The sequence below is a fragment of the Rhizobium rosettiformans genome (assembly GCF_016806065.1).
In the GTDB taxonomy this organism is placed as follows: domain Bacteria; phylum Pseudomonadota; class Alphaproteobacteria; order Rhizobiales; family Rhizobiaceae; genus Allorhizobium.
Genome location: NZ_CP032405.1, coordinates 1,245,037 through 1,266,086 on the forward strand (window position 1 = coordinate 1,245,037; position 21,050 = coordinate 1,266,086).

Here is a 21,050-nt window from a genome sequence, read left to right on the forward strand (position 1 = left end):
CAACCCAATTTCAATGTTTGCGCATGAAATGCCGTCTCAGCAAAGGACGATGTGATGTCAGAAGATCGTGAAGCCGAAGTCGACGTGGAGCTGCCGCGTGAATTGAGCCCGGCCGCGAAACGGGCACTGGCCGAAGCAGAGGAAAGGCGCCAGCGCGAAGCAGCGCAGCAGATGCCGCCAGAAATTGGAGGCCGAGGCGGCGCTGATCCCGCCCGTTTTGGCGATTGGGAAATCAAGGGTCGCGCAATCGACTTCTGAGGAATTATTACCCATTGAATCGCGCCCGATATCGGAATATGTTCCTATTATGTTCCGATCAGCACTCCCATTTATGACAATCTTCCTGATGCTGGTGTCCGTCGCGCCGTTAAGTGCAGCGAGCCGCCAGATTGACGGGCCAGTCGCGGCCGAAGTGGTCAAGGTCATCGATGGCGACACGGTTCTCGTCGAGGCCATGCCTTGGCCAGATCACAAGGTCAGCACCTATGTGCGCCTGCGCGGCATCGATGCGCCTGAGCTGAAGTCGAAATGCGCCGCCTTCCGCGAGGCGGCGCTCAAGGCAAAAAGCGAACTGACAAGCCTGGTAAATGGCCGTGTGACGGTTCAGCTAACCGCAATCTCTGGCGATAAGTATTTCGGACGCGTCGTTGCAGATCTCACTCTGGCAGACGGCAGTCGCCCGGCGGACCGACTTCTGGCCGCTGGTTTGGCCGAACCATATGCGGGAAAGCAAAAGGCCAAGAGAGTTTGCCCCCGCGGATTGTAGGGGATTTGTAGACAGCTGCCGCCAGTTGCTGCTTGATGCAAAGCATGTCGATTCGTCAGGCTTTTTTGTTCAGACCCGCATTTTTTCTGGTTTTGCTTCTTTTGGCGCAGGCAGGATCCAGCGCGCATGCACAGACAAGCGCAATTGAACTGGCAGCGCGATCCTGCAAGCAGGTCTCAAGTTGCGAGGAAGCGGTCATCCTGTGGTGCAACGGGTATCGACGCGCCGATGGCGACAATGACGGTATACCCTGTGAGAACGTCTGCTCGTCAGTGGAGCAGGTCAATGAAATCCGCCGTGTGATCGGATGTTGAGACCACCGGGAGCTTGAGGAAGCTCCCGGTGGTCTTTTTTGTCAGGCGCTCTTGTTCTGGCGATTGGCGATCAGATCGTCGACGACAGCCGGATCGGCCAGCGTCGAGGTATCGCCAAGCGCGCCAAAATCGTCCTCGGCGATCTTGCGCAAGATGCGGCGCATGATCTTGCCCGAGCGGGTCTTCGGCAGGCCGGGTGCGAACTGGATCTTGTCCGGCGTAGCGATCGGCCCGATTTCCGTCCGCACATGCTTCACCAAATCGGCTCTGAGCGCATCATTGCCCTCGTGACCCGACATCAAGGTGACATAGCAATAGATGCCTTGGCCCTTGATAGTGTGCGGATAGCCGACGACAGCCGCTTCGGAAACGAGATGGTGCGAGACCAGCGCCGATTCGACTTCCGCCGTTCCCAGACGGTGACCGGACACGTTCAGGACGTCATCGACGCGACCCGTGATCCAGTAATAGCCGTCTTCGTCCCGGCGGCAGCCGTCACCTGTGAAATACTTGCCCTTATACGTGGAGAAGTAGGTCTGCACATAACGGTCGTGGTCGCCATAGACAGAGCGTGCCTGACCCGGCCAGCTGTCGGTGATGCAGAGATTGCCGTCGGTCGCACCCTCCAGCACATTGCCTTCATTATCGACAAGCTCTGGCTTGATTCCGAAGAATGGCATGGTCGCCGAACCAGGCTTCAGTGCCGTCGCACCCGGCAACGGCGTGATCATGATCCCACCGGTTTCGGTCTGCCACCAGGTATCGACTACAGGCGATTTCTGCTCGCCGACGACGTTGTAATACCATTCCCAGGCTTCCGGATTGATCGGCTCGCCGACCGAGCCGAGAAGGCGCAGCGACGAGCGATCCGAACGCTTGACGAAATCGTCACCCGCACCCATCAGCGAGCGGATGGCGGTCGGTGCGGTATAGAAGATGTTGACCTTGTGCTTCTCGATCACTTCCCAGAAGCGGCCCTGGTCCGGGAAGGTCGGAATGCCCTCGAACATCAGTGTTGTGGCACAGTTCGCAAGCGGCCCGTAGACAATGTAAGAATGCCCAGTCACCCAGCCGACATCGGCCGTGCACCAGTAAACGTCCCCATCTTGATAATCGAAGACATATTCATGCGTCATCGAGGCATAGACGAGATAACCGCCCGTCGTGTGCATGACGCCCTTCGGCTTGCCCGTCGAACCGGAGGTGTAGAGGATGAACAGCGGATCCTCCGCCTTCATCTTGACCGGCGGGCAGTCTGCCTTGACCGTGTGCACTTCCTGGTGATGCCAGATGTCGCGGCCCGGCGCCCAGCCGATTTTGCCGCCGGTGCGGCGCACGACGAGCACCTTGTTGACGATGACATACTGCTTCGCGGCGATGTCGATCGCGATGTCGGTGTTTTCCTTGAGCGGTACCGGCTTGCCGCCGCGCACGCCTTCATCGCAGGTGATCACGAAGGTTGATTCGCAGTCGACGATACGGCCGGCCAGCGCTTCCGGCGAGAAGCCGCCAAAGACCACCGAATGGATGGCACCGATGCGGGCGCAGGCGAGCATCGCATAGGCCGCTTCCGGAATCATCGGCATGTAGATGGTGACTCGATCACCCTTCTTGACGCCGTGCTTCTTCAAGACGTTCGCCATACGGCAAACATGCTCGTAGAGCTCGTTATAGGTGATCTTCTTGTCGATATAGGGGTTGTCGCCTTCCCAGATGATGGCGGTCTGTTCGCCATGCGTCTTCAGGTGGCGGTCGATACAGTTATAGGAGACGTTGGTGAGGCCGTCTTCGAACCACTTCACGGGAACCTTGCCCTTGAAGGACGTGTTCTTGACCTTCGTATACGGCTTGAACCAGTCGATCCGCTTGCCGTGTTTGCCCCAGAACTTCTCGGGGTCCTCGATGCTCTCCTGATACCATTTCTGGTACTTGTCTTCATCGATCAGAGCGCGAACTTTTGCCGATTTCAGCACCGGATAGGTTTTGGCTGACATGAATTCCTCCTCATGTTGACGGGCCACAACTGGCGACCAGGACCGTCCTCCCCGGCCTATCGCCGACATACATAGCAGGTGCAACATGGCCAGCAATTAGACAAAGGTCATTCGCGACTTCGCGAATTGCAATTTCGTTACATAATCGCTATAAGGACGCCGAATTCCCGGAAATAGTGGTTTAAACCCACGGCCCGCGACAACCGGCGCGGACCCTCAGAAGGATTGTATCCATGGCCCAGACACTGCTCATGCCGAAGGCGACCGCTGTATGGCTCGTCGACAATACCGCGCTGTCATTCGACCAGATCGCGCAGTTCTGCAAGCTGCACCCGCTTGAAGTGAAGGCGATTGCGGACGGCGAAGCAGCCCAGGGCATCAAGGGTCTCGACCCGATTGCGACCGGCCAGCTCTCGCGCGACGAAATCGCGCGCGCTGAAAAGGACGTGAACTACAAGCTTAAGATTTCCGAACCCAAGGTTCGCGTTCCCGACTCGAAGCGCCGCGGCCCGCGTTACACACCGGTTTCGAAGCGCCAGGATCGCCCGAACGCCATTCTCTGGCTGGTTCGCAACCATCCGGAACTGAAGGACGCCCAGATTTCGCGTCTCGTCGGCACCACGAAGTCAACCATTGAGCAGATCCGCGAGCGCACCCACTGGAACTCGGCCAACCTCGCGCCGATGGATCCGGTCACACTCGGCCTCTGCAGCCAGATCGACCTCGATCTCGAAGTCGAAAAGGCATCCAAGGGTCGTCCGCTGCCGACCGCTGCCGAACTCGGCGCGACGCTCCAGTCTGCAAGCGAGACTGAAAACCTCGGCTTCGGCTACGAGCGCGAAGAAGAGAAGGAAATCGACGCCAACGCCGTCTTCGCCAAGCTGCAGTCGCTCAAGTCCGACCGCAACAACGACGACGAAGACGACCAGTACTGATTAGAGATCTTTACAAGCGATGGACCCCGGCAGCCCAAGGCGGCCGGGGTTTTTTATTGTCCGCCTTATGATTCAGGCGCTTGCAGCCGCCTTGGCAGATGCCGGGACCTGACCATGCGCCTGCAACACGGCGGTGATCTCGTCGAGGATTGCAGGATCGTCGATCGTCGCGGGCATCTGCCAGGGCAGACCGTCGGCGATCTTCTGCATCGTCCCACGCAGGATCTTGCCTGACCGCGTCTTCGGCAAGCGATCGACCATCAGCACCATCTTGAAGGCTGCCACCGGCCCGATTTCATCGCGCACCAACTGAACGACTTCCTTGGCGATTACTCCATGGTCGCGATGCACGTTCTTTTTCAGGATGAGGAAGCCGCAGGGGATCTGTCCCTTCAACTCATCGGCAATCCCGATGACCGCACATTCCGCCACATCGGGATGCATGGCGCAGACCTCTTCCATGGCGCCGGTCGACAGACGGTGACCGGCACAATTGATGATGTCGTCGGTGCGGGCCATGACGAAGACATAGCCGTCTTCGTCGATGACGCCGGCATCCGCCGTTTTGTAGTAACCGGGGAACTCTTCAAGGCAAGAAGTGCGAAAACGCTCGTCGGCATTCCAGAAGGTCACCAGGCAACCCGGGGGCAGGGGAAGCTTTGCAACAATGTTGCCGAGTGTTCCAGGGGCCACCGGATGTCCTGCATCATCAAGCACTTCGAGCGCATAGCCCGGCATGGCCTTGGTTGGTGAGCCATGTTTCACGGGAAGCAGTCCGAGGCCTGCGGGATTGGCGGCAATCGCCCAGCCCGTCTCAGTCTGCCACCAATGATCGATGACAGGGATCTTCAGGATCCGCTCCGCCCATTTGAGCGTTTCCGGATCGGCCCGTTCACCGGCCAGAAAGAGAGCACGAAGGCCAGAGAGATCATAGCGCGCGACATGTTCACCCTCCGGATCGTCACGACGGATCGCGCGGAAGGCCGTCGGCGCCGTGAACAGCGCCTTCACATCATGGTCGCTCACCACACGCCAGAAGGTCCCGGCATCCGGCGTGCCCACCGGCTTGCCCTCGAAAATCACGGTGGCATTACCGGCCAAGAGCGGACCATAGACAATGTAGGAATGGCCGACGACCCATCCGATGTCAGAGGCGGCCCAGAAGACTTCTCCAGGCTTGACGCCATAGATGTTCTTCATCGTCCAATTGAGAGCCACCATATGGCCGCCATTGTCGCGGACGACGCCCTTGGGCTGACCTGTGGTTCCCGAGGTGTAGAGAACGTAGAGCGGGTCCGTCGCGGCCACCGGCACGCATTCGACAGACGAGCCGTTGATCTTTTCCTGTTCGATAGCCTGGGCCAGATCGACATCGCCGTGTTCGTAACGCAGCGGAGCATGATACTGGTCGCGTTGCAGGATAAGGCAATAATCGGGCTTCACCTTGGCCATGTCGATCGCCTGGTCGAGCATCGGTTTGTAGGGAACGATACGTCCGGGCTCGAGGCCGCAGCTTGCGCCGATCACCACTTTGGCGCCGGAATCGTCGATGCGGGTTGCGAGCTCATGCGCCGCAAAGCCGCCGAAGACCACGGAATGCACGGCGCCGATACGTGCGCAGGCAAGCATCGAGAAGACGGCTTCCGGGATCATCGGCATGTAGATGATGACCCTATCGCCCTTGACGACGCCGTGATTGCGCAAGACGGCCGCGATCGCGCTGACTTCCGTCAGCACCTGGTCATAGCTGTAGCGGGCCGTCTGACCGGTCATCGGACTGTCGTAGATGACGGCCGTGTCAGCACCACGCCCGGCTTCCACATGACGGTCGATGCAATTGTAGCAGGTATTGGTCTCGCCGCCGGCAAACCAACGGCCATAGGTGCCTTGTGAAGCGTCGAAGACTGCCTCCGGCGCCTTGAACCAATGAATTTCCTCCGCAGCCGTGGCCCAGAAGCCGTCCGGGTCTACCTTCCAGGAATCGTAGATGTCCTGATAGCTCTCGCGCATGTCGATCCTCCCATGACAACGCTTTAGGCTTTCGCCTTTACCGGCATTTTAGGATCGACGAAGGAAGGAGGAAAGAGAGACCAAAGCGCTATGCCGAAGGTCTAAGGCAACTTAACGTGTGCCAAAAATTGCCGATCCGACTCTGACGCTCGTTGCTCCGAAGCCGATGGCGGTCTCAAAATCGCCGGACATGCCCATCGACAGCTTCGAAAGCCCGTTTTCCTCGGCGAGTTTGGCAAGCAGCGCAAAATGCGGCCCCGGGTTCTCATCGACCGGCGGGATGCACATGAGGCCCTCGACCTGCATCGCGAGTTCATCGAGGCAGAGTGCCACAAAGGACCGAACATCATCGGGCGAAATCCCGGCCTTCTGCGGCTCGAGACCGGTATTGACCTGAATGTAGAAGCGGATCGACCGGCCCTGCCGCTTCGTCTCGTCTGCGAGCGCCCGGGCGATCTTCTCGCGATCGACTGTCTCGATGACATCGAACAGGGCGACGGCATCGGCTGCCTTGTTCGACTGAAGCGGGCCGATCAGATGCAGTTCGAGATCAGGAGTTTCCGCCTTCAGATCAGGCCATTTCCCCTGGGCTTCCTGCACGCGGTTTTCCCCGAATACCCGCTGACCCTTAGCAATCGTCGGGCGGATATGCTCGGCATCGAAGGTCTTGGAAACAGCAACGAGTGAAATCGAATCCGGCTCACGACCGGCCTCCTGCGCAGCCTTAGCGATTTTGCCCCGGACGTCCTGGAGCCGCTCTTCAACCGACATGCCCAACCCTCGTTTTCATCTGCCCGATATCTGGTGTGTTCAGATCTTTCGCCATGGGGTTAATGGCAGGCTGCGGCCATGGCAAGCGCTTGGCGGGAAAGGCCTTGCGAATGCCTCAAAAACTTGACGCTTGGCCGGTTTCGTGATGAAGGTCGGCCCTCTCTTTTTGATGCTATTCCCGGAAATGCGATCCATGGCTACCGAACGTTACAATCCGCGCGACGCCGAACCCCGTTGGCAGGCGAAATGGTCCGAAGACAAGGTCTTCGAGACCGACAATGCTGACCCGCGCGAGAAATACTACGTGCTTGAGATGTTCCCCTATCCGTCGGGACGCATCCATATGGGCCATGTCCGCAACTATGCGATGGGCGATGTCGTGGCGCGCTACAAGCGTGCCCGTGGCTACAACGTGCTGCATCCGATGGGCTGGGACGCCTTTGGCATGCCGGCGGAAAACGCCGCGATGAAGAACAAGGTCCACCCCAAGGCCTGGACCTATGAGAACATCGCGACCATGCGCGGTCAGCTGAAGTCGATGGGTCTGTCGCTGGACTGGTCGCGCGAATTCGCGACCTGCGATGTCGATTACTATCACCGTCAGCAGCACCTCTTCCTGGATTTCCTGGAGAAAGGTCTCGTCTACCGCAAGAACTCCAAGGTCAACTGGGACCCGGAAGACATGACCGTGCTCGCCAACGAGCAGGTCATCGATGGCCGTGGATGGCGCTCCGGCGCGCTGGTCGAACAGCGTGAACTGACCCAGTGGTTCTTCAAGATCACCGACTTCAGCCAGGACCTGCTCGACGCGCTCGACGAACTCGATAACTGGCCGGAAAAGGTCCGGTTGATGCAGAAGAACTGGATCGGCCGCTCGGAAGGCATGGCCATCCGCTGGGAGGTCGCCTCCGGCAGCGAAGCCGGCGAAGTGACCGTCTACACCACCCGGCCCGACACCCTCTTTGGCGCCTCTTTCCTGGCGATTGCCGCTGATCACCCCTTGGCCAAGGAAGCGGCTGCACGAGACGCAGCGGTCGACGCCTTCTGCCAGGAATGCCGCCACGCCGGCACGTCGCTGGCAGCACTGGAAACGGCCGAGAAGAAGGGCATCGACACCGGTATCCGCGTGAAGCACCCGCTCGACCCGAGCTGGGAGCTGCCGGTCTATGTCGCGAACTTCGTCCTGATGGACTACGGCACGGGCGCGATCTTCGGCTGCCCTTCCGGCGACCAGCGCGACCTGGATTTCGCTCGCAAATATGACTTGCCCGTCGTCCCGGTTGTCATGCCGAGGGATGGTGATGCCGCAAGCTTTGCGATCGGCGACACCGCCTTCACCGATGATGGCGTGATGATCAATTCGCGTTTCCTGGATGGCCTCTCGACGACGGATGCCTTCGAAGAAGTGGCGAACCGCTTGTCGTCTCAGCAACTGAACGGCGCGCCGCAGGGCGAACGCAAGGTCAACTTCCGTCTGCGCGACTGGGGCATCTCCCGACAGCGCTATTGGGGTTGCCCGATCCCAGTCATCCATTGCGATGACTGCGGCGTCGTGCCGGTCCCGAAGAAGGACCTGCCGGTCAAGCTTCCCGACGACGTGAGCTTCGACAAGCCGGGCAATCCGCTCGACCGTCACGCGACCTGGCGTCATGTCGCCTGCCCCCACTGCGGCAAAGACGCCCGTCGCGAGACGGACACCATGGATACCTTCGTCGATTCGAGCTGGTATTTCGCGCGTTTCACGGCACCCTGGGAAGACAATCCGACGGATCCCTCCGTTGCCAACCACTGGCTGCCGGTCGACCAGTATATCGGCGGCATTGAGCACGCGATCCTGCACCTGCTTTATTCGCGCTTCTTCACCCGCGCCATGCGCGAAACCGGTCATCTCGATCTGAAGGAACCCTTTAAGGGGCTCTTCACGCAGGGCATGGTCGTGCATGAGACCTACAGCATCGGCGAAGGTCTGCAGCGCGAATGGGTCGCCCCGGCAGACCTGCGTATCGAAGAGACCGATGGTGCACGTCGCGCATTCCTGCTCAGCAATGGCCAGGAAGCCAGGATCGGCTCGATCGAAAAGATGTCGAAGTCGAAGAAGAACGTCGTGGATCCCGATGACATCATCGGCTCCTACGGCGCCGATACGGCCCGCTTCTTCGTGCTCTCGGACTCACCGCCGGATCGTGACGTTATCTGGTCCGAATCGGGCGTCGAAGGCGCGCACCGCTTCGTCCAGCGCGTCTGGCGTCTGGTCTCGGAGGCCGCCGAGCGGCTGAAGTCCGTACCTTCGAATCCGGCTAAGGACGGCGACGGGCTGGCAATCTCGCAGGCGGCGCACAAGACCTTGAAGGCTGTCCAGGGCGACCTCGACAAGCTGGCCTTCAACAAGGCGATTGCGCGCATCTACGAGCTGGTCAATGCACTGGCTGCACCGCTGACGAATGTTGCGGCAGGGCAGGGAGATGCAACTTACGTCGCTGCTGCCCGCAACGCGGCGGAGATCCTGGTACATCTGATCGCGCCAATGACGCCGCATCTCGCCGAGGAATGCTGGTCGGTCCTCGGAAACGACGGCCTGATCGCCAAGACGGACTGGCCGCAGTTCGACGAAGCGCTGGTCGCAGAGAACGAGATCGTTCTGCCGGTGCAGATCAACGGTAAGAAGCGTGCCGAATTGACAATCGCGCGCGACGCAGACCAGAATGCCGTCCAGGAAGCCGTTCTGGCGCTCGACGCCGTCAAGGCCGTTCTCAATGGCCAGGCCCCGAAGAAGATCATCGTTGTCCCGCTAAGGATCGTGAACATTGTCCTCTGAATTCAAGCCTTCCAAGCTGCTTCGGCGCTCGGTTCTGATCGGCGCGGCTCTGCTGATGGCGGGCTGCCAGGCACGTCCGCTCTATCAGGACACCAACGGCGAAACCCGCGGTGCATTGGCTGCGATCGCCTATTCCGAAGCGACCAGCCGCATAGGCCTCGAGACGCGCAACCGATTGATCTTCTTGACCAGCGGCGGTGACGAAACGAAGACCCCGGAATATCGGGTCGACCTGACTGTCAGCGGTGGTGTCGAGGGCATCCTTCTCGATGAAACCTCCGATACGGCAAACGCGGGTCGCGCCGTCGTCACGGGCACCTACACGCTGAAGCGGATATCCGACGACACGGTTCTGAAGACGGGTCGCCGATCGGGTGTCGCCCTCTTCGATTATCCGCGCCAGGAGTTCGCAAAGCTCCGTGCCGTGCGTGATGCCGAGACACGCGCCGCCCGCGAGCTTGCCGAAATCATCTATGCCGACCTCGCCATGGCTCTCGGTCGCTGATCTGCGGCCATGGTTGAGGTCAAATCCCACGAATTCGAAGGGTTCCTGGCCAAATCGGCCAGGCACTACCGGATGTTCGTCATCTACGGACCGGATCGGGGTCTTGTTGCAGAGCGCGCGTCCCAGGTTGCCAAGACAACCGGTGTCGATCTCAATGACGGCTTTGCACTGATCCGTCTGGATGCCTCGGACGTTCAATCCGATCCCGGTCGCCTCATCGATGAGGTGAACGCCTTCGGGCTGTTTGGCGGTGAGAAGCTGATTTGGGTCCGGGGCGCCGCCAACGAGAAGCAGTTGGTCGACGGATTGGCGCATCTCGCCTCACACCCTCCCGAAGGCAGCCATCTTCTGATCGAAGCCGGCGATCTCAAGAAGGGTTCAGCACTTCGCAAGGTCGCCGAAGGCGAGCGCAGCGTCGTCTGCATCGCCTGTTACCAGGATGATGCAAGGGCGCTGAATGGCCTGATCGACGCCGAACTGGCAGGCGCCAATCTGCGCATCACGCCGGCGGCACGAGAACTTTTGCTGGAATCGATCGGCGGCGATCGCATCGCCTCCCGCAACGAAATTCAGAAACTGGTCCTCTACTGCATGAAGGACGAGTTGATCGACGAGAACCATGTGCTCGAGATCGTTGGCGATGCGAGTGCTGTATCGACCGACGAGGTCGTCGACGCGGTGCTCTCAGGTGATCCCGACGGATTTCTGCATGCCGTCCAGAAAGTCATTGCATCCAAAACGGCTGTCTTCCTCGTCCTGCAGGGCACGATGAAGCAGGTGCAGCTGCTGGAGACCATGCGCCTGGAGATGGAAGAGCGCCAGCAGCAGGCTTCTCAGGTCATGCAGACGCATGGGCGGGGAATTCACTTCAAGCGCAAACCGGTGATCGAGAAAGCGTTACGGAACTGGAATAGTTCGGATCTGGCGCGGGAAAGCGCAAGACTGAACGCGGCCATCCTTCAAAGCCGCCAGAACGCGCAACTTGAAGACAATCTGGCGATCCAGACGCTTCTTGCGACGACACTTCAGTCAGCACGTCGCAATCGCCGTGGCTGATCAGCGGGCTTCGAGCAGGCGGCAGATCTCTTCCAGCTGGTCGAGCGTCTTGTAATTGATCTTCAACTGACCGCCGCCGCCCTTGTGGTTGATCGATACGGACAAGCCGAGCCGATCCGAAAGGCTGCGCTCCAGAGCGATGGTATCAGAATCTTTGGATTCGCGTACTTCCGTCGGGGCAGGGGCATTCTGTGCCTTGATGTGGTTCTGCGCCAGCTTCTCGGCGTCGCGAACGGAAAGCCCCTTCTGGGCAATCGTCTTGGCAAGAACAACGGGATCGGGAGTGGAAACAAGCGCACGCGCATGACCCGCCGACAGGCTGCCGTCGGCCAGCATGTCGCGAACCGGATCGGGGAGCTTCAATAGTCGAAGGCTGTTGGCAACATGGCTCCGGCTTTTGCCGATGATCTCACCCAGATCGTTCTGGGTATAGCCATGTTCTGCGATAAGCTGCTCATAGCCAAGCGCTTCTTCGAGCGGATTGAGATCGGCACGCTGGACGTTTTCGACGATGGCGAGCTCAAGAGCTGTCCGATCATCGACATCGCGAACGATGACGGGAATTTCAACGAGGCCGGCGAGTTGTGCCGCACGCCAGCGACGTTCGCCGGCAATGATTTCGTACCGATCGCTGCTCGTCGTCCGAACGACGACAGGCTGAACGATTCCGTGCTGGCGAATGGATCCGGCCAGATCCTGAAGTTCGGCCTCGTCGAAATACCGGCGAGGATTCTTGGGGCTACGGGCCACGAATTCGATCGGAACAGTCCGGTCCGCACTAACGGTTGGACGCGTCTCGCCTACGGGAACTGGCTGATCCATCTCGCCAATCAGCGCTGCAAGTCCGCGCCCAAGGCGCCGTTTCGATACGTCTTCGCTCATACTCACACCCTTGTACGAAGATTAGGCGGCTTTGCGCTGCCGTTCGCGCTGAATGACTTCAGAAGCCAGTTGGAGATAGGCCTGGCTACCGGCGCATTTGAGATCGTAAAGGATAGCCGGCTTACCATAAGACGGAGCCTCAGAGACCCGAACATTTCTGGGAATGAGCGTCGCGTAAACCTTCTCGCCGAGATGCTCCCGCACATCGCTGACCACCTGTTGCGCGAGATTATTGCGGGAATCGAACATTGTCAGCACGATACCCTGGATATCCAGAGACGGATTCACGGTCTGCCGTACCTGGTTGATGGTGTCGAGCAACTGGCTAAGACCTTCCAGCGCAAAGAATTCGCACTGCAACGGCACCAGGACTGAATGGGCTGCCGCCATGGCATTCATCGTCAAAAGGTTGAACGATGGCGGGCAATCGAGCAGCACATAGCTATAAGCGCGCGCATCATCCTGATTGAGAGCCCTCTTCAGACGAAAGACCCGATCGGCCTGCTGCGAGATTTCCATTTCGAAACCGAGCAGGTCCATCGTGGATGGGACGATCGAAAGGTTCGGCACTGCCGTTTCAAGGACCGCCTCGCTGACCGAATGAGTGCCGATCAGCACATCGTAAGAAGACAGGCGCCGATCACGACGGTCGATACCGAGGCCGGTACTCGCATTTCCCTGCGGGTCCAGGTCAACGATAAGCACCCGCTCTCCGATCGCCGCCAGGGCTGTCGCCAGGTTGATCGCTGTCGTGGTCTTGCCCACACCACCCTTTTGGTTGGCGATGGTGATGATGCGGTTTTTCTCGAGACTCATTTGGCACCCGAACCGTTAAACCCTGCGCGTCAGAGAGGTGATCTCCAAGATCACGGAATCTTCCTCGACAACGCTTTGATGTTTTACCAGATCGAAGTCCCAGCGACCACGCGCTTTATCGATCTCGGACTGATAATCCCGACCTTTATGGAAGATCAACTTGAGATTTGGATTGGCAAGTGCCCAGGGGTGGGCATAGGCGAACAGCAAATCAAGTTCGGCAAGGGCGCGCGCGGATATGAAGTCAGGCGCTGGCAGCTTCGAAGCGGCGTCCTCGATCCGGAGAGGGTGCACGGACGCCCGAGCGCCTGTCTCCAAAATCGCCGTCCGCAGGAAGCCGCACTTCTTGTTGTTACTTTCGACAAGATCTACCCATCCAGCTTGGCTTTCCGCGAGGGTGATCGCCGTGATGATACCCGGAAATCCCCCGCCGCTCCCAAGATCGATCCACCGGCCCGAAGTCGGCACAATGTTTCGGAGTTGCAACGAGTCTGCAATATGGCGCGTCCATAGCTGTTCCAGCGTTGAAGGCGCTATGAGATTGATTCTAGCAGCCCATTTCAGAAAGAGGTTTGCAAAGCGATCAAGGCGCTCCTGCGTTTCACGTGAAACATCGATTCCATACGGAGCACTTTTCGTTCTTTGCATATCAAGATGCCAATTTACTAACTTGGGTTTTGCGCAGATGCGCGACAAGCAAAGCGACCGCCGCAGGGGTCATTCCTTCAAGTCGACTTGCCTGGGCGATATTGCGGGGCTTTCTGGCCATCAACTTGGCCTTCAACTCATTAGAGAGACCAGATAGCAACGAATAGTCGAAATCATCGGGGATCACGCGCTCTTCTTCAGCCCGCAAGCCCTCGATATCCGCCGACTGCCTTTCGAGATAGACATGGTACAGGCAGTCGATCTCGACGGCGGCAGCGATCTTCGCATCAGTGGCCTTTAGTTCAGGCCAGACTTGAACAACCTGATCCCAGCTTATGTCCGGGTACGACAGGATCTCTCGCGCCGAACGACGACGGCCATCCTGATTGATCGCCACTCCGGCAATAGCCATCTCATTGGGCGAGGCGGTAAGCGCACCAAGCTGCTCGTATAGTCCTTCACGCTGCGCGCGATAGGTCTGGAATTTTCTGGACCGTTCAGAAGACACGCAACCCAGCTCAATGCCATAGGGCGTGAGCCGCATGTCGGCATTGTCAGCCCTCAATGACAGGCGATACTCGGCCCGGGAGGTAAACATACGATAGGGCTCTGCTACCCCGCGCGATGTCAGATCATCGATCATCACGCCGATATAGGAATCCGTACGGCTGAAGGAGAAACCACTTTGACCGGCTGCAAGCCGTGCGGCATTGATCCCCGCCAGCAACCCTTGCGCCCCGGCCTCTTCATAACCAGTGGTGCCATTGATCTGACCAGCGAGGTACAAACCCTTCACACCTTTAACAGCCAGCGATAGGTCGAGCTGCTGTGGATCGACATAGTCATACTCGATGGCATAACCGGGCTGGAGAATTCGGACATTCTCCAGACCCGGGATCGACCGTATGAATAGCTCCTGCACATCTTCCGGCAGCGAGGTCGAGATCCCGTTCGGATAGATCGTGACATCATCCAATCCTTCAGGCTCCAGAAAAATCTGATGACCATCACGATCGCCGAAACGATTGATCTTGTCCTCAATGGACGGACAATACCGCGGACCGACACCTTCGATCTGGCCGGAATACATGGCCGAGCGGTGGATGTTCTCCCGGATGATCCGATGGGTTTCAGCCGTCGTTCGCGTGATGCCGCAAGCGATCTGTGGCGTCGTGACGACTTCCGTCATGAATGAGAATGGGATCGGATTCTCATCCGCTTCCTGAACTTCAAGCTCGTCCCAGCGGATTGTATTGCGATCGAGGCGCGCGGGGGTACCGGTCTTGAGGCGACCGAGCTTCAGGCCCAACGCTGCCAAGTCATCACTGACACCCAGGGCAGGGGCCTCGCCAACACGGCCAGCAGCAATCTTTGTGTCACCGATGTGGATCAGACCGTTGAGAAAAGTACCAGTTGTCAAGACGACTGCAGCAGCACGGAGCTGCTGCCTGTCACCAAGAATCACACCATTTATTTCGGAAGAGTCACGAACAAATCCGACCACGCCACCTTCGATGATGTCGAGATTAGGAATCTCCGCGAGCAGACGCTGAACAGCCAGTCGATAGAGCTTTCGATCCGCCTGGGTGCGCGGCCCCCAAACAGCCGGACCCTTCTTCCGGTTCAGCATACGGAATTGAATTCCGCCTTCGTCCGCCGCGCGACCCATAATGCCGTCAAGCGCATCGATCTCACGGACAAGATGCCCTTTTCCCAAGCCGCCAATCGCCGGATTGCAGGACATGACGCCGATTGTTGCAGCCTTGTGGGTCACGAGCGCGGTTTTAGCACCCATTCGTGCAGCCGCTGCGGCTGCTTCGGTACCCGCATGACCGCCACCAACAACAATTACATCGAAATGTCTCTCAGACATGATCGCGGTACAGCCTGTTTCACGTGAATCACTTCCCGACACAGAATTCGGAGAAGATTTTACCCAAAAGCGTTTCGGTATCGATTCGACCGGTCACTCTCGCCAGTTCGACGGACGCCAGTCGCAGCTCTTCGGCACGGATCTCGAGGGGCAAGAAACTACCCTCGAGCGCGGACGCAAGATGTCTCGACGCCAGCCGAAGGCGCTCTGCATGCCTCAAACGACTGGGAATTGCAAGGCTCTCGACCTGCGTATGGCTACGCACCGCATCAAGCAGCCGTAGCCTCAGGGTTTCCAACCCTTCTCCTGACGCGGATGAAACGTGGAAAGCGCAAGCAGAGCTAGGCACTAGATTGCTGGCAAGGTCGCTCTTCGTCCCGATACACAGTGTGGGGCGGTCGAAATCTATCGGCTGCGCTTTCGGCTGCTCGGACAGATCGATCAGATGCAGAACAAGGTCTGCATCATTGATCGTCCTGAAGGCACGACGGATCCCCTCTTGCTCAACCACATCGTCTGTGTCTCTGAGACCAGCAGTATCGGAGAGTTCAAACTTATATCCGTCAATATCCAATTCACAACGAACTACATCGCGCGTCGTGCCGGCTACAGGTGTCACAATCGCCACGTCGCGCTGTGCCAGCGCATTCATCAGGCTTGATTTCCCGGCATTCGGCAGACCGGCCAGCGCCACCTTGAAACCATCGCGGATGATCTCGCCGGCCCGAAGATTTCCGATTGCCCGATCCACCTGTAACTTAAGATCCTCGACATCGGCCCAGATACGATCGGACACCGAACCTGGGATATCGCCCTCGTCGCTGAAGTCCAATTCGGCTTCGAGCATGGCGCGCACGAAAACAAGTTTCTCACGCCATTCATCGTAGACCGCGGACAAATGACCATTGGCCTGTTCACCCGCAAGCCTTCTCTGCATCTCGGTCTCGGCGCTCAGAAGATCGGCGAGACCTTCGACCTCTACAAGATCCATCTTGCCGTTTTCAAACGCGCGTCTCGAGAACTCGCCCGCTTCGGCCAATCTAATCCCGTTGAATCCGGCTAATGATCGAAGTGCCGCGTTCACGACGGCACGGCCGCCATGCAGATGCAATTCCACACAGTCTTCGCCGGTGAACGAATTGGGCGCTGGGAAAATGAGAACGAGACCCCGATCAAGAAACTCGCCGCTCGTCGTCCGGATCGTCCGAAGACCTGCCAGGCGCGGCTCCGGCAGCGACCCGACCATCTTGCTGACAACTTCGAAGCTTCCTGGACCGCTGACCCTGATAACAGCAACGCCGGCGGGTAGACCGCCGGACGCAAGGGCACAAATAGTATCGGAACGAGCGGTCACGAGATCACTCACAGGCGAAGCCTGAGGCTGCCGGCCGGAACCGGCAGAACATCAGGTGTTCATCGAGTCGAAGAAGTCGCCGTTGTTCTTCGTCTGCTTGAGTTTGTCGATGAGGAATTCGATGGCGTCGGTCGTGCCCATCGGCGCAAGAATACGGCGCAGAACGAAAATCTTCTGGAGATCCTGGCGCGGAACCAAGAGATCTTCCTTACGCGTACCGGACTTGAGGATGTCCATCGCGGGGAAGATGCGCTTGTCCGCGACCTTGCGATCGAGAACGATTTCCGAGTTACCCGTGCCCTTGAACTCTTCGAAGATGACTTCGTCCATGCGGCTACCTGTGTCGATCAGCGCCGTTGCGATTATCGTCAGCGAACCGCCTTCTTCGATGTTGCGGGCTGCACCGAAGAAGCGCTTCGGACGCTGCAATGCATTGGCATCGACACCACCGGTCAAAACCTTGCCGGAAGACGGGACCACGGTGTTGTAAGCACGGCCGAGGCGCGTAATGGAATCGAGCAGAATGACGACGTCTCGGCCGTGTTCGACAAGACGCTTGGCCTTTTCAATGACCATTTCGGCCACCTGCACGTGACGAACCGCGGGTTCGTCGAACGTTGAAGAAACGACTTCACCGCGGACCGAACGCTGCATGTCGGTCACTTCTTCCGGACGTTCGTCGATCAGAAGGACGATCAGATAACATTCCGGATGGTTGGCCGTGATCGAATGCGCGATATTCTGCAGAATGACGGTCTTACCGGTGCGCGGCGGTGCGACGATCAGGCCGCGCTGGCCCTTGCCGAGCGGCGCCACGAGATCGATGACGCGCGCAGACAGATCCTTCGACGTCGGAACATCGAGTTCCATCTTGAAGCGCTCGTTTGGATAGAGCGGCGTCAGGTTGTCGAAATGCACCTTGTGGCGGATCTTTTCGGGATCCTCGAAATTGATCGTGTTGACCTTCAGCAGGGCGAAATAGCGCTCGCCTTCCTTCGGTCCCCGGATTGGACCTTCGACGGTATCGCCGGTCTTCAACGAGAAGCGGCGGATCTGTGAGGGCGAAATATAGATATCATCAGGGCCGGGGAGGTAATTCGCGTTTGCAGAACGCAGGAAACCGAAGCCATCCTGCAGAACTTCCACGACGCCTTCGCCGATGATCTCAACATCCTGGCTCGCCAGCATCTTCAAGATCGCAAACATCAGCTCCTGCTTGCGCATCGTGCTCGCGTTTTCAACTTCGAGCGATTCAGCAAAGGTCAGGAGATCGGTCGGCGATTTGCTTTTGAGTTCTTGTAGCTTCATTTCAGCCATGAAGAGGGACCACGTCAGATAGAATTTTCAAGGGGAACGGCGAGCTGGTGGAATTCGGTACGATCGCGAGAGCCGCAAATGACTGAATAGTACGCAAGCCAAAAGAAGGAAGTGGCGCGAAAATAGCGACTCGCGGATTCGACCGCAAGCGAAAAGCCGCCACCGGCAAAAATAAAGCGTGATCGGACCGAGATCAGAACGGTTTGACGATGGCAAGCACCACAATCAGGATCATCAGCAGGGTCGGCGCCTCGTTCATCATGCGCCAGTACCGCGGCGTTCCCACGTAGTCGCCGCGCCCGAACGATTTGACCGCCTTGGCGAAATAGCCGTGAACACCGGACAGTGCGACCACGGCTGCGATCTTCGCATGCAGCCAACCACCTTGGAAACCAAAGACCTGCCAGGCCAGATATAGTCCCAGGATCCATGACACGATCATCGCCGGGGTCATGATGACCTTCATGAGCCTGGTTTCCATCACGGCAAATGTCTTTGCCTGCTGCGACGACGGCTCGCAGTCGGAATGGTAGATGAAAAGCCGCGGCAGGTAGAGCATGCCTGCCATCCACGAGATGATGGCGATCACATGCAGCGCCTTGATCCAGGGATAAGCTTGGTCTGGTCCAGCCAGCATGATGCCGGCGCCGACGATGCCGAAGAAGACGAGAGCCGACGCGGCCTTGCGCGCTGCCCGCCTCCCGGGCTTGTCGTCGATCTGTTTTTCCATGGTCAGCCGAAACTCCGAACCTGAGCGACGAGCTCGGTTACATGCTCCGGATCAGCCTGCGGCGTGATCCCATGGCCGAGATTGAAGATCAGCGGTCCATGACCGAGCGCCTGCAGGATCGCATCGATCCCGTCCTTGAGCGCTGGGCCACCAGCCACGACACGCATCGGATCCAGATTGCCTTGAACAGGGCCATCCTTCTGCAGCTCGACAGCGAGGCTCAAGGGAACCGACCAATCGAGACCGATGGCGTCGGCGTTCGTGTCCTGGCGATAATTCTTCAGCAAGATCCCCGCGCCCTTGGCAAAGGCAATCACCTTCGCCTGAGGGCGACGAGACTTCACCGAGTCGATGATGCGCCGAACCGGCCGCACGGCGAAAGCCTCAAATTCAGTCTCGCCGAGAACACCTGCCCAAGAATCAAAGATCTGAACAGCATCCGCACCGGCATCGATCTGCTCGACGAGGTAATCGGCCGAGACGTCAGCTAGAAAATCGAGCAGACGGGCAAAGACCTCAGGATGGCGATAGGCGAAGAGACGGGCAGGGGCCTGGTCTGGCGTGCCATGTCCAGCGATCATGTAGGTCGCCACCGTCCAGGGAGCGCCACAGAAGCCAAGCAGGGTCGTTTCGCTGGGCAGTGCCCCACGCAGCCGTGAAACCGTCTCCATGACCGGCTTGAGGTGATCCAGGACGCCTTCCTGAGAAAGCGCCAGTATGCCGTCCGTATCGATGGGGTCCATCTGCGGACCATGGCCTTCGGTGAAGGTCACGTTGCGATGAAGCGCATCCGGGATAACCAGAATATCCGAAAACAGGATAGCTGCATCAAAGCCATATCGGCGGATCGGCTGAAGCGTCACTTCGGTCGCATACTCGGGTGAGTAACAGAGATCGAGAAAGCTCCCGGCCTTCTTCCGTGTTTCCCGATACTCCGGGAGATAACGGCCTGCCTGTCTCATGAGCCAGATGGGCGGCGGCGTGACCGTTTTCCCATTCAGAACGTCGAGGACTTTTCGGTTCGGCGTGCTCAAGGCTCAGGCCCTTTCAAAAAAGAAAAGAGATATTGAATCTTCTTCTATTTCTAAGAGTCTCTGACTATCAAGGATTAATCGACGATCACAGCTTGTTCCCAATCCGGGATTTCAGTCGATAGTCGAGGCACCAAGTTCGCTCCGGCTCTGGGATAATGGGGATAACTGCAAATTAACCCATGATTCCATGAATTTGCGATCCGAACAGAAATCGGATTAACGGAGGAGGAGGAGTCGAAATGCGCAGAACGCTCTTGGGTCATCACCGTAATTCACAGCCCCCTGGAATCGAGAGCCTCTCGGGGTGCAATTGTGGATAAATCGGCACTTTTCCCACCCCTGATCCGCCCCGCCCGCCATGGCCTCTGTTTATCCCAGACTATCAACAGGGTGCGGTGAAGAACGTGGAGAACCGGAAAAACTTCTTCCATCTCCATCTGATTTCTGACTCGACGGGGGAGACTCTGATCTCGGCAGGTCGAGCAGCCGCCGCGCAATTTCGCGGTTCCAATGCCATCGAGCATGTTTATCCCCTGATCCGCAGCAAGAAACAGATCAAGGCGTTGATCGATGCGCTCGATCGCGAACCCGGTATCGTGCTCTACACGATCGTCGACCAGGATCTCGCAGCACTTGTCGAAACGGGATGTCATGAACTGGGCTTGCCCTGCGTCAACGTGCTGGCCCCGATCATCGAGAAGTTTCAGGATTATCTGGGTGCGCCGTCCCGCGGGCGTGTCGGTGCTCAACATGTTCTGAACGCCGAATATTTCGCACGCATCGAAGCGTTGAATTTTACCATGGATCATGACGATGGCCAGGCGCCGGAAGATTACGATCAGGCCGATGTCGTGATCATCGGCATCAGCCGCACCTCCAAGACCCCGACGAGCATCTATCTCGCCAATCGGGGCATCAAGACTGCGAACCTGCCGATCGTGCCGGGCGTTCCGCTGCCCGAAGGATTGTTGAAAGCAACACGGCCGCTGATCGTCGGACTCATCGCCACGTCGGACCGCATTTCCCAAGTTCGCGAGAACCGGGTCCTAGGCGCGACGATGGGCTATGACCGAAGCGAATATGTCGACCGCGCCTCGATCACGGAAGAGCTGAAATATGCCCGCTCGCTGTGTGCGCGCAACAACTGGCCTCTGATCGACGTGACGCGCCGTTCAATCGAGGAGACGGCGGCGGCCATTGTTGCTCTGCGTCCCAAGCCGCGCTAATTCA

Annotated in this window: 19 protein-coding genes; 8 read left to right on the plus strand and 11 right to left on the minus strand. The window is 58.4% G+C overall.

What is annotated here, in order from left to right; all coding sequences use genetic code 11:
* Positions 1–54 precede the first annotated feature (54 nt).
* From D4A92_RS05945 to D4A92_RS05955, 3 genes are all read left to right on the plus strand, one after another.
* A complete protein-coding gene (locus tag D4A92_RS05945; RefSeq protein WP_203018732.1) occupies positions 55–258 on the plus strand; it encodes a DUF1674 domain-containing protein in 204 nt (67 codons plus the stop codon).
* Between the two features lie 73 nt (positions 259–331).
* The gene (locus D4A92_RS05950; RefSeq protein ID WP_203018733.1) at positions 332–766 is read left to right on the plus strand and encodes a thermonuclease family protein; all 435 of its coding nucleotides are present in this window, start codon (positions 332–334) and stop codon (positions 764–766) included.
* A 44-nt stretch (positions 767–810) separates the two neighbouring features.
* Positions 811–1,080 (plus strand): excalibur calcium-binding domain-containing protein, encoded by a 270-nt coding sequence (locus D4A92_RS05955; protein ID WP_083872802.1) that lies wholly within the window; start codon positions 811–813, stop codon positions 1,078–1,080.
* 41 nt (positions 1,081–1,121) lie between these two features.
* On the opposite strand, the gene acs is transcribed toward D4A92_RS05955, so the two are convergent.
* Complete coding sequence (acs, locus tag D4A92_RS05960; RefSeq protein WP_203018734.1) at positions 1,122–3,074, minus strand: acetate--CoA ligase; 1,953 nt, start codon at positions 3,072–3,074, stop codon at positions 1,122–1,124.
* A 233-nt stretch (positions 3,075–3,307) separates the two neighbouring features.
* Here acs and D4A92_RS05965 point away from each other — a divergent pair, with 233 nt between their 5' ends.
* Entirely contained in the window at positions 3,308–4,009 is a 702-nt protein-coding gene (locus D4A92_RS05965; protein WP_006724228.1) for a DUF1013 domain-containing protein, read from the plus strand.
* Positions 4,010–4,081: 72 nt separating this feature from the next.
* On the opposite strand, the gene D4A92_RS05970 is transcribed toward D4A92_RS05965, so the two are convergent.
* Positions 4,082–6,019: a propionyl-CoA synthetase gene (locus tag D4A92_RS05970; protein ID WP_203018735.1), complete on the minus strand. Its 1,938-nt coding sequence runs from the start codon at positions 6,017–6,019 to the stop codon at positions 4,082–4,084.
* A 111-nt stretch (positions 6,020–6,130) separates the two neighbouring features.
* Positions 6,131–6,790, minus strand: a complete 660-nt coding sequence (locus tag D4A92_RS05975; protein WP_203018736.1) for a YggS family pyridoxal phosphate-dependent enzyme — start codon at positions 6,788–6,790, stop codon at positions 6,131–6,133.
* Between the two features lie 193 nt (positions 6,791–6,983).
* On the opposite strand from D4A92_RS05975, the gene leuS reads away from it, so the two are divergent.
* Genes leuS through holA form a run of 3 tightly spaced genes read left to right on the plus strand, consistent with a single transcriptional unit; the run spans position 6,984 to position 11,166 of the window.
* Positions 6,984–9,605, plus strand: coding sequence for a leucine--tRNA ligase (leuS, locus tag D4A92_RS05980; protein WP_203018737.1), 2,622 nt, complete (start codon positions 6,984–6,986; stop codon positions 9,603–9,605).
* A complete protein-coding gene (locus tag D4A92_RS05985; protein ID WP_006724224.1) occupies positions 9,595–10,110 on the plus strand; it encodes an LPS assembly lipoprotein LptE in 516 nt (171 codons plus the stop codon). Before leuS ends, D4A92_RS05985 begins: the two co-directional genes overlap by 11 nt.
* 9 nt (positions 10,111–10,119) lie before the next feature.
* Entirely contained in the window at positions 10,120–11,166 is a 1,047-nt protein-coding gene (holA, locus tag D4A92_RS05990) for a DNA polymerase III subunit delta (RefSeq protein WP_203018739.1), read from the plus strand.
* On the opposite strand, the gene D4A92_RS05995 is transcribed toward holA, so the two are convergent.
* The 8 genes from D4A92_RS05995 to hemE all read right to left on the minus strand — a co-directional run bounded on the left by D4A92_RS05995 (position 11,167) and on the right by hemE (position 19,820).
* The gene (locus D4A92_RS05995; RefSeq protein WP_203018741.1) at positions 11,167–12,048 is read right to left on the minus strand and encodes a ParB/RepB/Spo0J family partition protein; all 882 of its coding nucleotides are present in this window, start codon (positions 12,046–12,048) and stop codon (positions 11,167–11,169) included.
* A 21-nt stretch (positions 12,049–12,069) separates the two neighbouring features.
* Positions 12,070–12,864 carry a ParA family protein gene (locus D4A92_RS06000; protein WP_203018743.1) on the minus strand — a complete coding sequence of 265 codons (795 nt, stop codon included), beginning with the start codon at positions 12,862–12,864 and terminating at the stop codon, positions 12,070–12,072.
* A 15-nt stretch (positions 12,865–12,879) separates the two neighbouring features.
* Positions 12,880–13,512 carry a 16S rRNA (guanine(527)-N(7))-methyltransferase RsmG gene (gene rsmG / locus D4A92_RS06005; RefSeq protein ID WP_203018745.1) on the minus strand — a complete coding sequence of 211 codons (633 nt, stop codon included), beginning with the start codon at positions 13,510–13,512 and terminating at the stop codon, positions 12,880–12,882.
* A gap of 1 nt (position 13,513) precedes the next feature.
* A complete protein-coding gene (gene mnmG / locus D4A92_RS06010) occupies positions 13,514–15,385 on the minus strand; it encodes a tRNA uridine-5-carboxymethylaminomethyl(34) synthesis enzyme MnmG (protein WP_203018747.1) in 1,872 nt (623 codons plus the stop codon).
* 28 nt (positions 15,386–15,413) lie between these two features.
* Positions 15,414–16,739, minus strand: coding sequence for a tRNA uridine-5-carboxymethylaminomethyl(34) synthesis GTPase MnmE (gene mnmE / locus D4A92_RS06015; protein ID WP_203019853.1), 1,326 nt, complete (start codon positions 16,737–16,739; stop codon positions 15,414–15,416).
* 51 nt (positions 16,740–16,790) lie between these two features.
* Positions 16,791–18,056: a transcription termination factor Rho gene (gene rho, locus D4A92_RS06020; RefSeq protein ID WP_085942900.1), complete on the minus strand. Its 1,266-nt coding sequence runs from the start codon at positions 18,054–18,056 to the stop codon at positions 16,791–16,793.
* Positions 18,057–18,249: 193 nt separating this feature from the next.
* The gene (gene hemJ / locus D4A92_RS06025) at positions 18,250–18,786 is read right to left on the minus strand and encodes a protoporphyrinogen oxidase HemJ (protein WP_203018749.1); all 537 of its coding nucleotides are present in this window, start codon (positions 18,784–18,786) and stop codon (positions 18,250–18,252) included.
* Between the two features lie 2 nt (positions 18,787–18,788).
* Positions 18,789–19,820, minus strand: coding sequence for a uroporphyrinogen decarboxylase (gene hemE / locus D4A92_RS06030; protein WP_203018751.1), 1,032 nt, complete (start codon positions 19,818–19,820; stop codon positions 18,789–18,791).
* A gap of 404 nt (positions 19,821–20,224) precedes the next feature.
* Here hemE and D4A92_RS06035 point away from each other — a divergent pair, with 404 nt between their 5' ends.
* Entirely contained in the window at positions 20,225–21,046 is an 822-nt protein-coding gene (locus D4A92_RS06035; protein ID WP_203018752.1) for a pyruvate, water dikinase regulatory protein, read from the plus strand.
* Positions 21,047–21,050 lie beyond the last annotated feature (4 nt).

Excerpts from the sequence above, each read along its gene's own strand:
- acs (WP_203018734.1), bottom strand. The coding sequence starts at position 3,074 with ATGTCAGCCAAAACCTATCCGGTGCTGAAATCGGCAAAAGTTCGCGCT.
- D4A92_RS05995 (WP_203018741.1), bottom strand. The coding sequence starts at position 12,048 with ATGAGCGAAGACGTATCGAAACGGCGCCTTGGGCGCGGACTTGCAGCG.
- D4A92_RS05975 (WP_203018736.1), bottom strand. The coding sequence starts at position 6,790 with ATGTCGGTTGAAGAGCGGCTCCAGGACGTCCGGGGCAAAATCGCTAAG.
- leuS (WP_203018737.1), top strand. The coding sequence starts at position 6,984 with ATGGCTACCGAACGTTACAATCCGCGCGACGCCGAACCCCGTTGGCAG.
- D4A92_RS05965 (WP_006724228.1), top strand. The coding sequence starts at position 3,308 with ATGGCCCAGACACTGCTCATGCCGAAGGCGACCGCTGTATGGCTCGTC.
- D4A92_RS05970 (WP_203018735.1), bottom strand. The coding sequence starts at position 6,019 with ATGCGCGAGAGCTATCAGGACATCTACGATTCCTGGAAGGTAGACCCG.
- rho (WP_085942900.1), bottom strand. The coding sequence starts at position 18,056 with ATGGCTGAAATGAAGCTACAAGAACTCAAAAGCAAATCGCCGACCGAT.
- rsmG (WP_203018745.1), bottom strand. The coding sequence starts at position 13,512 with ATGCAAAGAACGAAAAGTGCTCCGTATGGAATCGATGTTTCACGTGAA.
- D4A92_RS05955 (WP_083872802.1), top strand. The coding sequence starts at position 811 with ATGTCGATTCGTCAGGCTTTTTTGTTCAGACCCGCATTTTTTCTGGTT.
- D4A92_RS06000 (WP_203018743.1), bottom strand. The coding sequence starts at position 12,864 with ATGAGTCTCGAGAAAAACCGCATCATCACCATCGCCAACCAAAAGGGT.
- mnmG (WP_203018747.1), bottom strand. The coding sequence starts at position 15,385 with ATGTCTGAGAGACATTTCGATGTAATTGTTGTTGGTGGCGGTCATGCG.
- hemJ (WP_203018749.1), bottom strand. The coding sequence starts at position 18,786 with ATGGAAAAACAGATCGACGACAAGCCCGGGAGGCGGGCAGCGCGCAAG.
- D4A92_RS05950 (WP_203018733.1), top strand. The coding sequence starts at position 332 with ATGACAATCTTCCTGATGCTGGTGTCCGTCGCGCCGTTAAGTGCAGCG.
- holA (WP_203018739.1), top strand. The coding sequence starts at position 10,120 with ATGGTTGAGGTCAAATCCCACGAATTCGAAGGGTTCCTGGCCAAATCG.
- D4A92_RS05945 (WP_203018732.1), top strand. The coding sequence starts at position 55 with ATGTCAGAAGATCGTGAAGCCGAAGTCGACGTGGAGCTGCCGCGTGAA.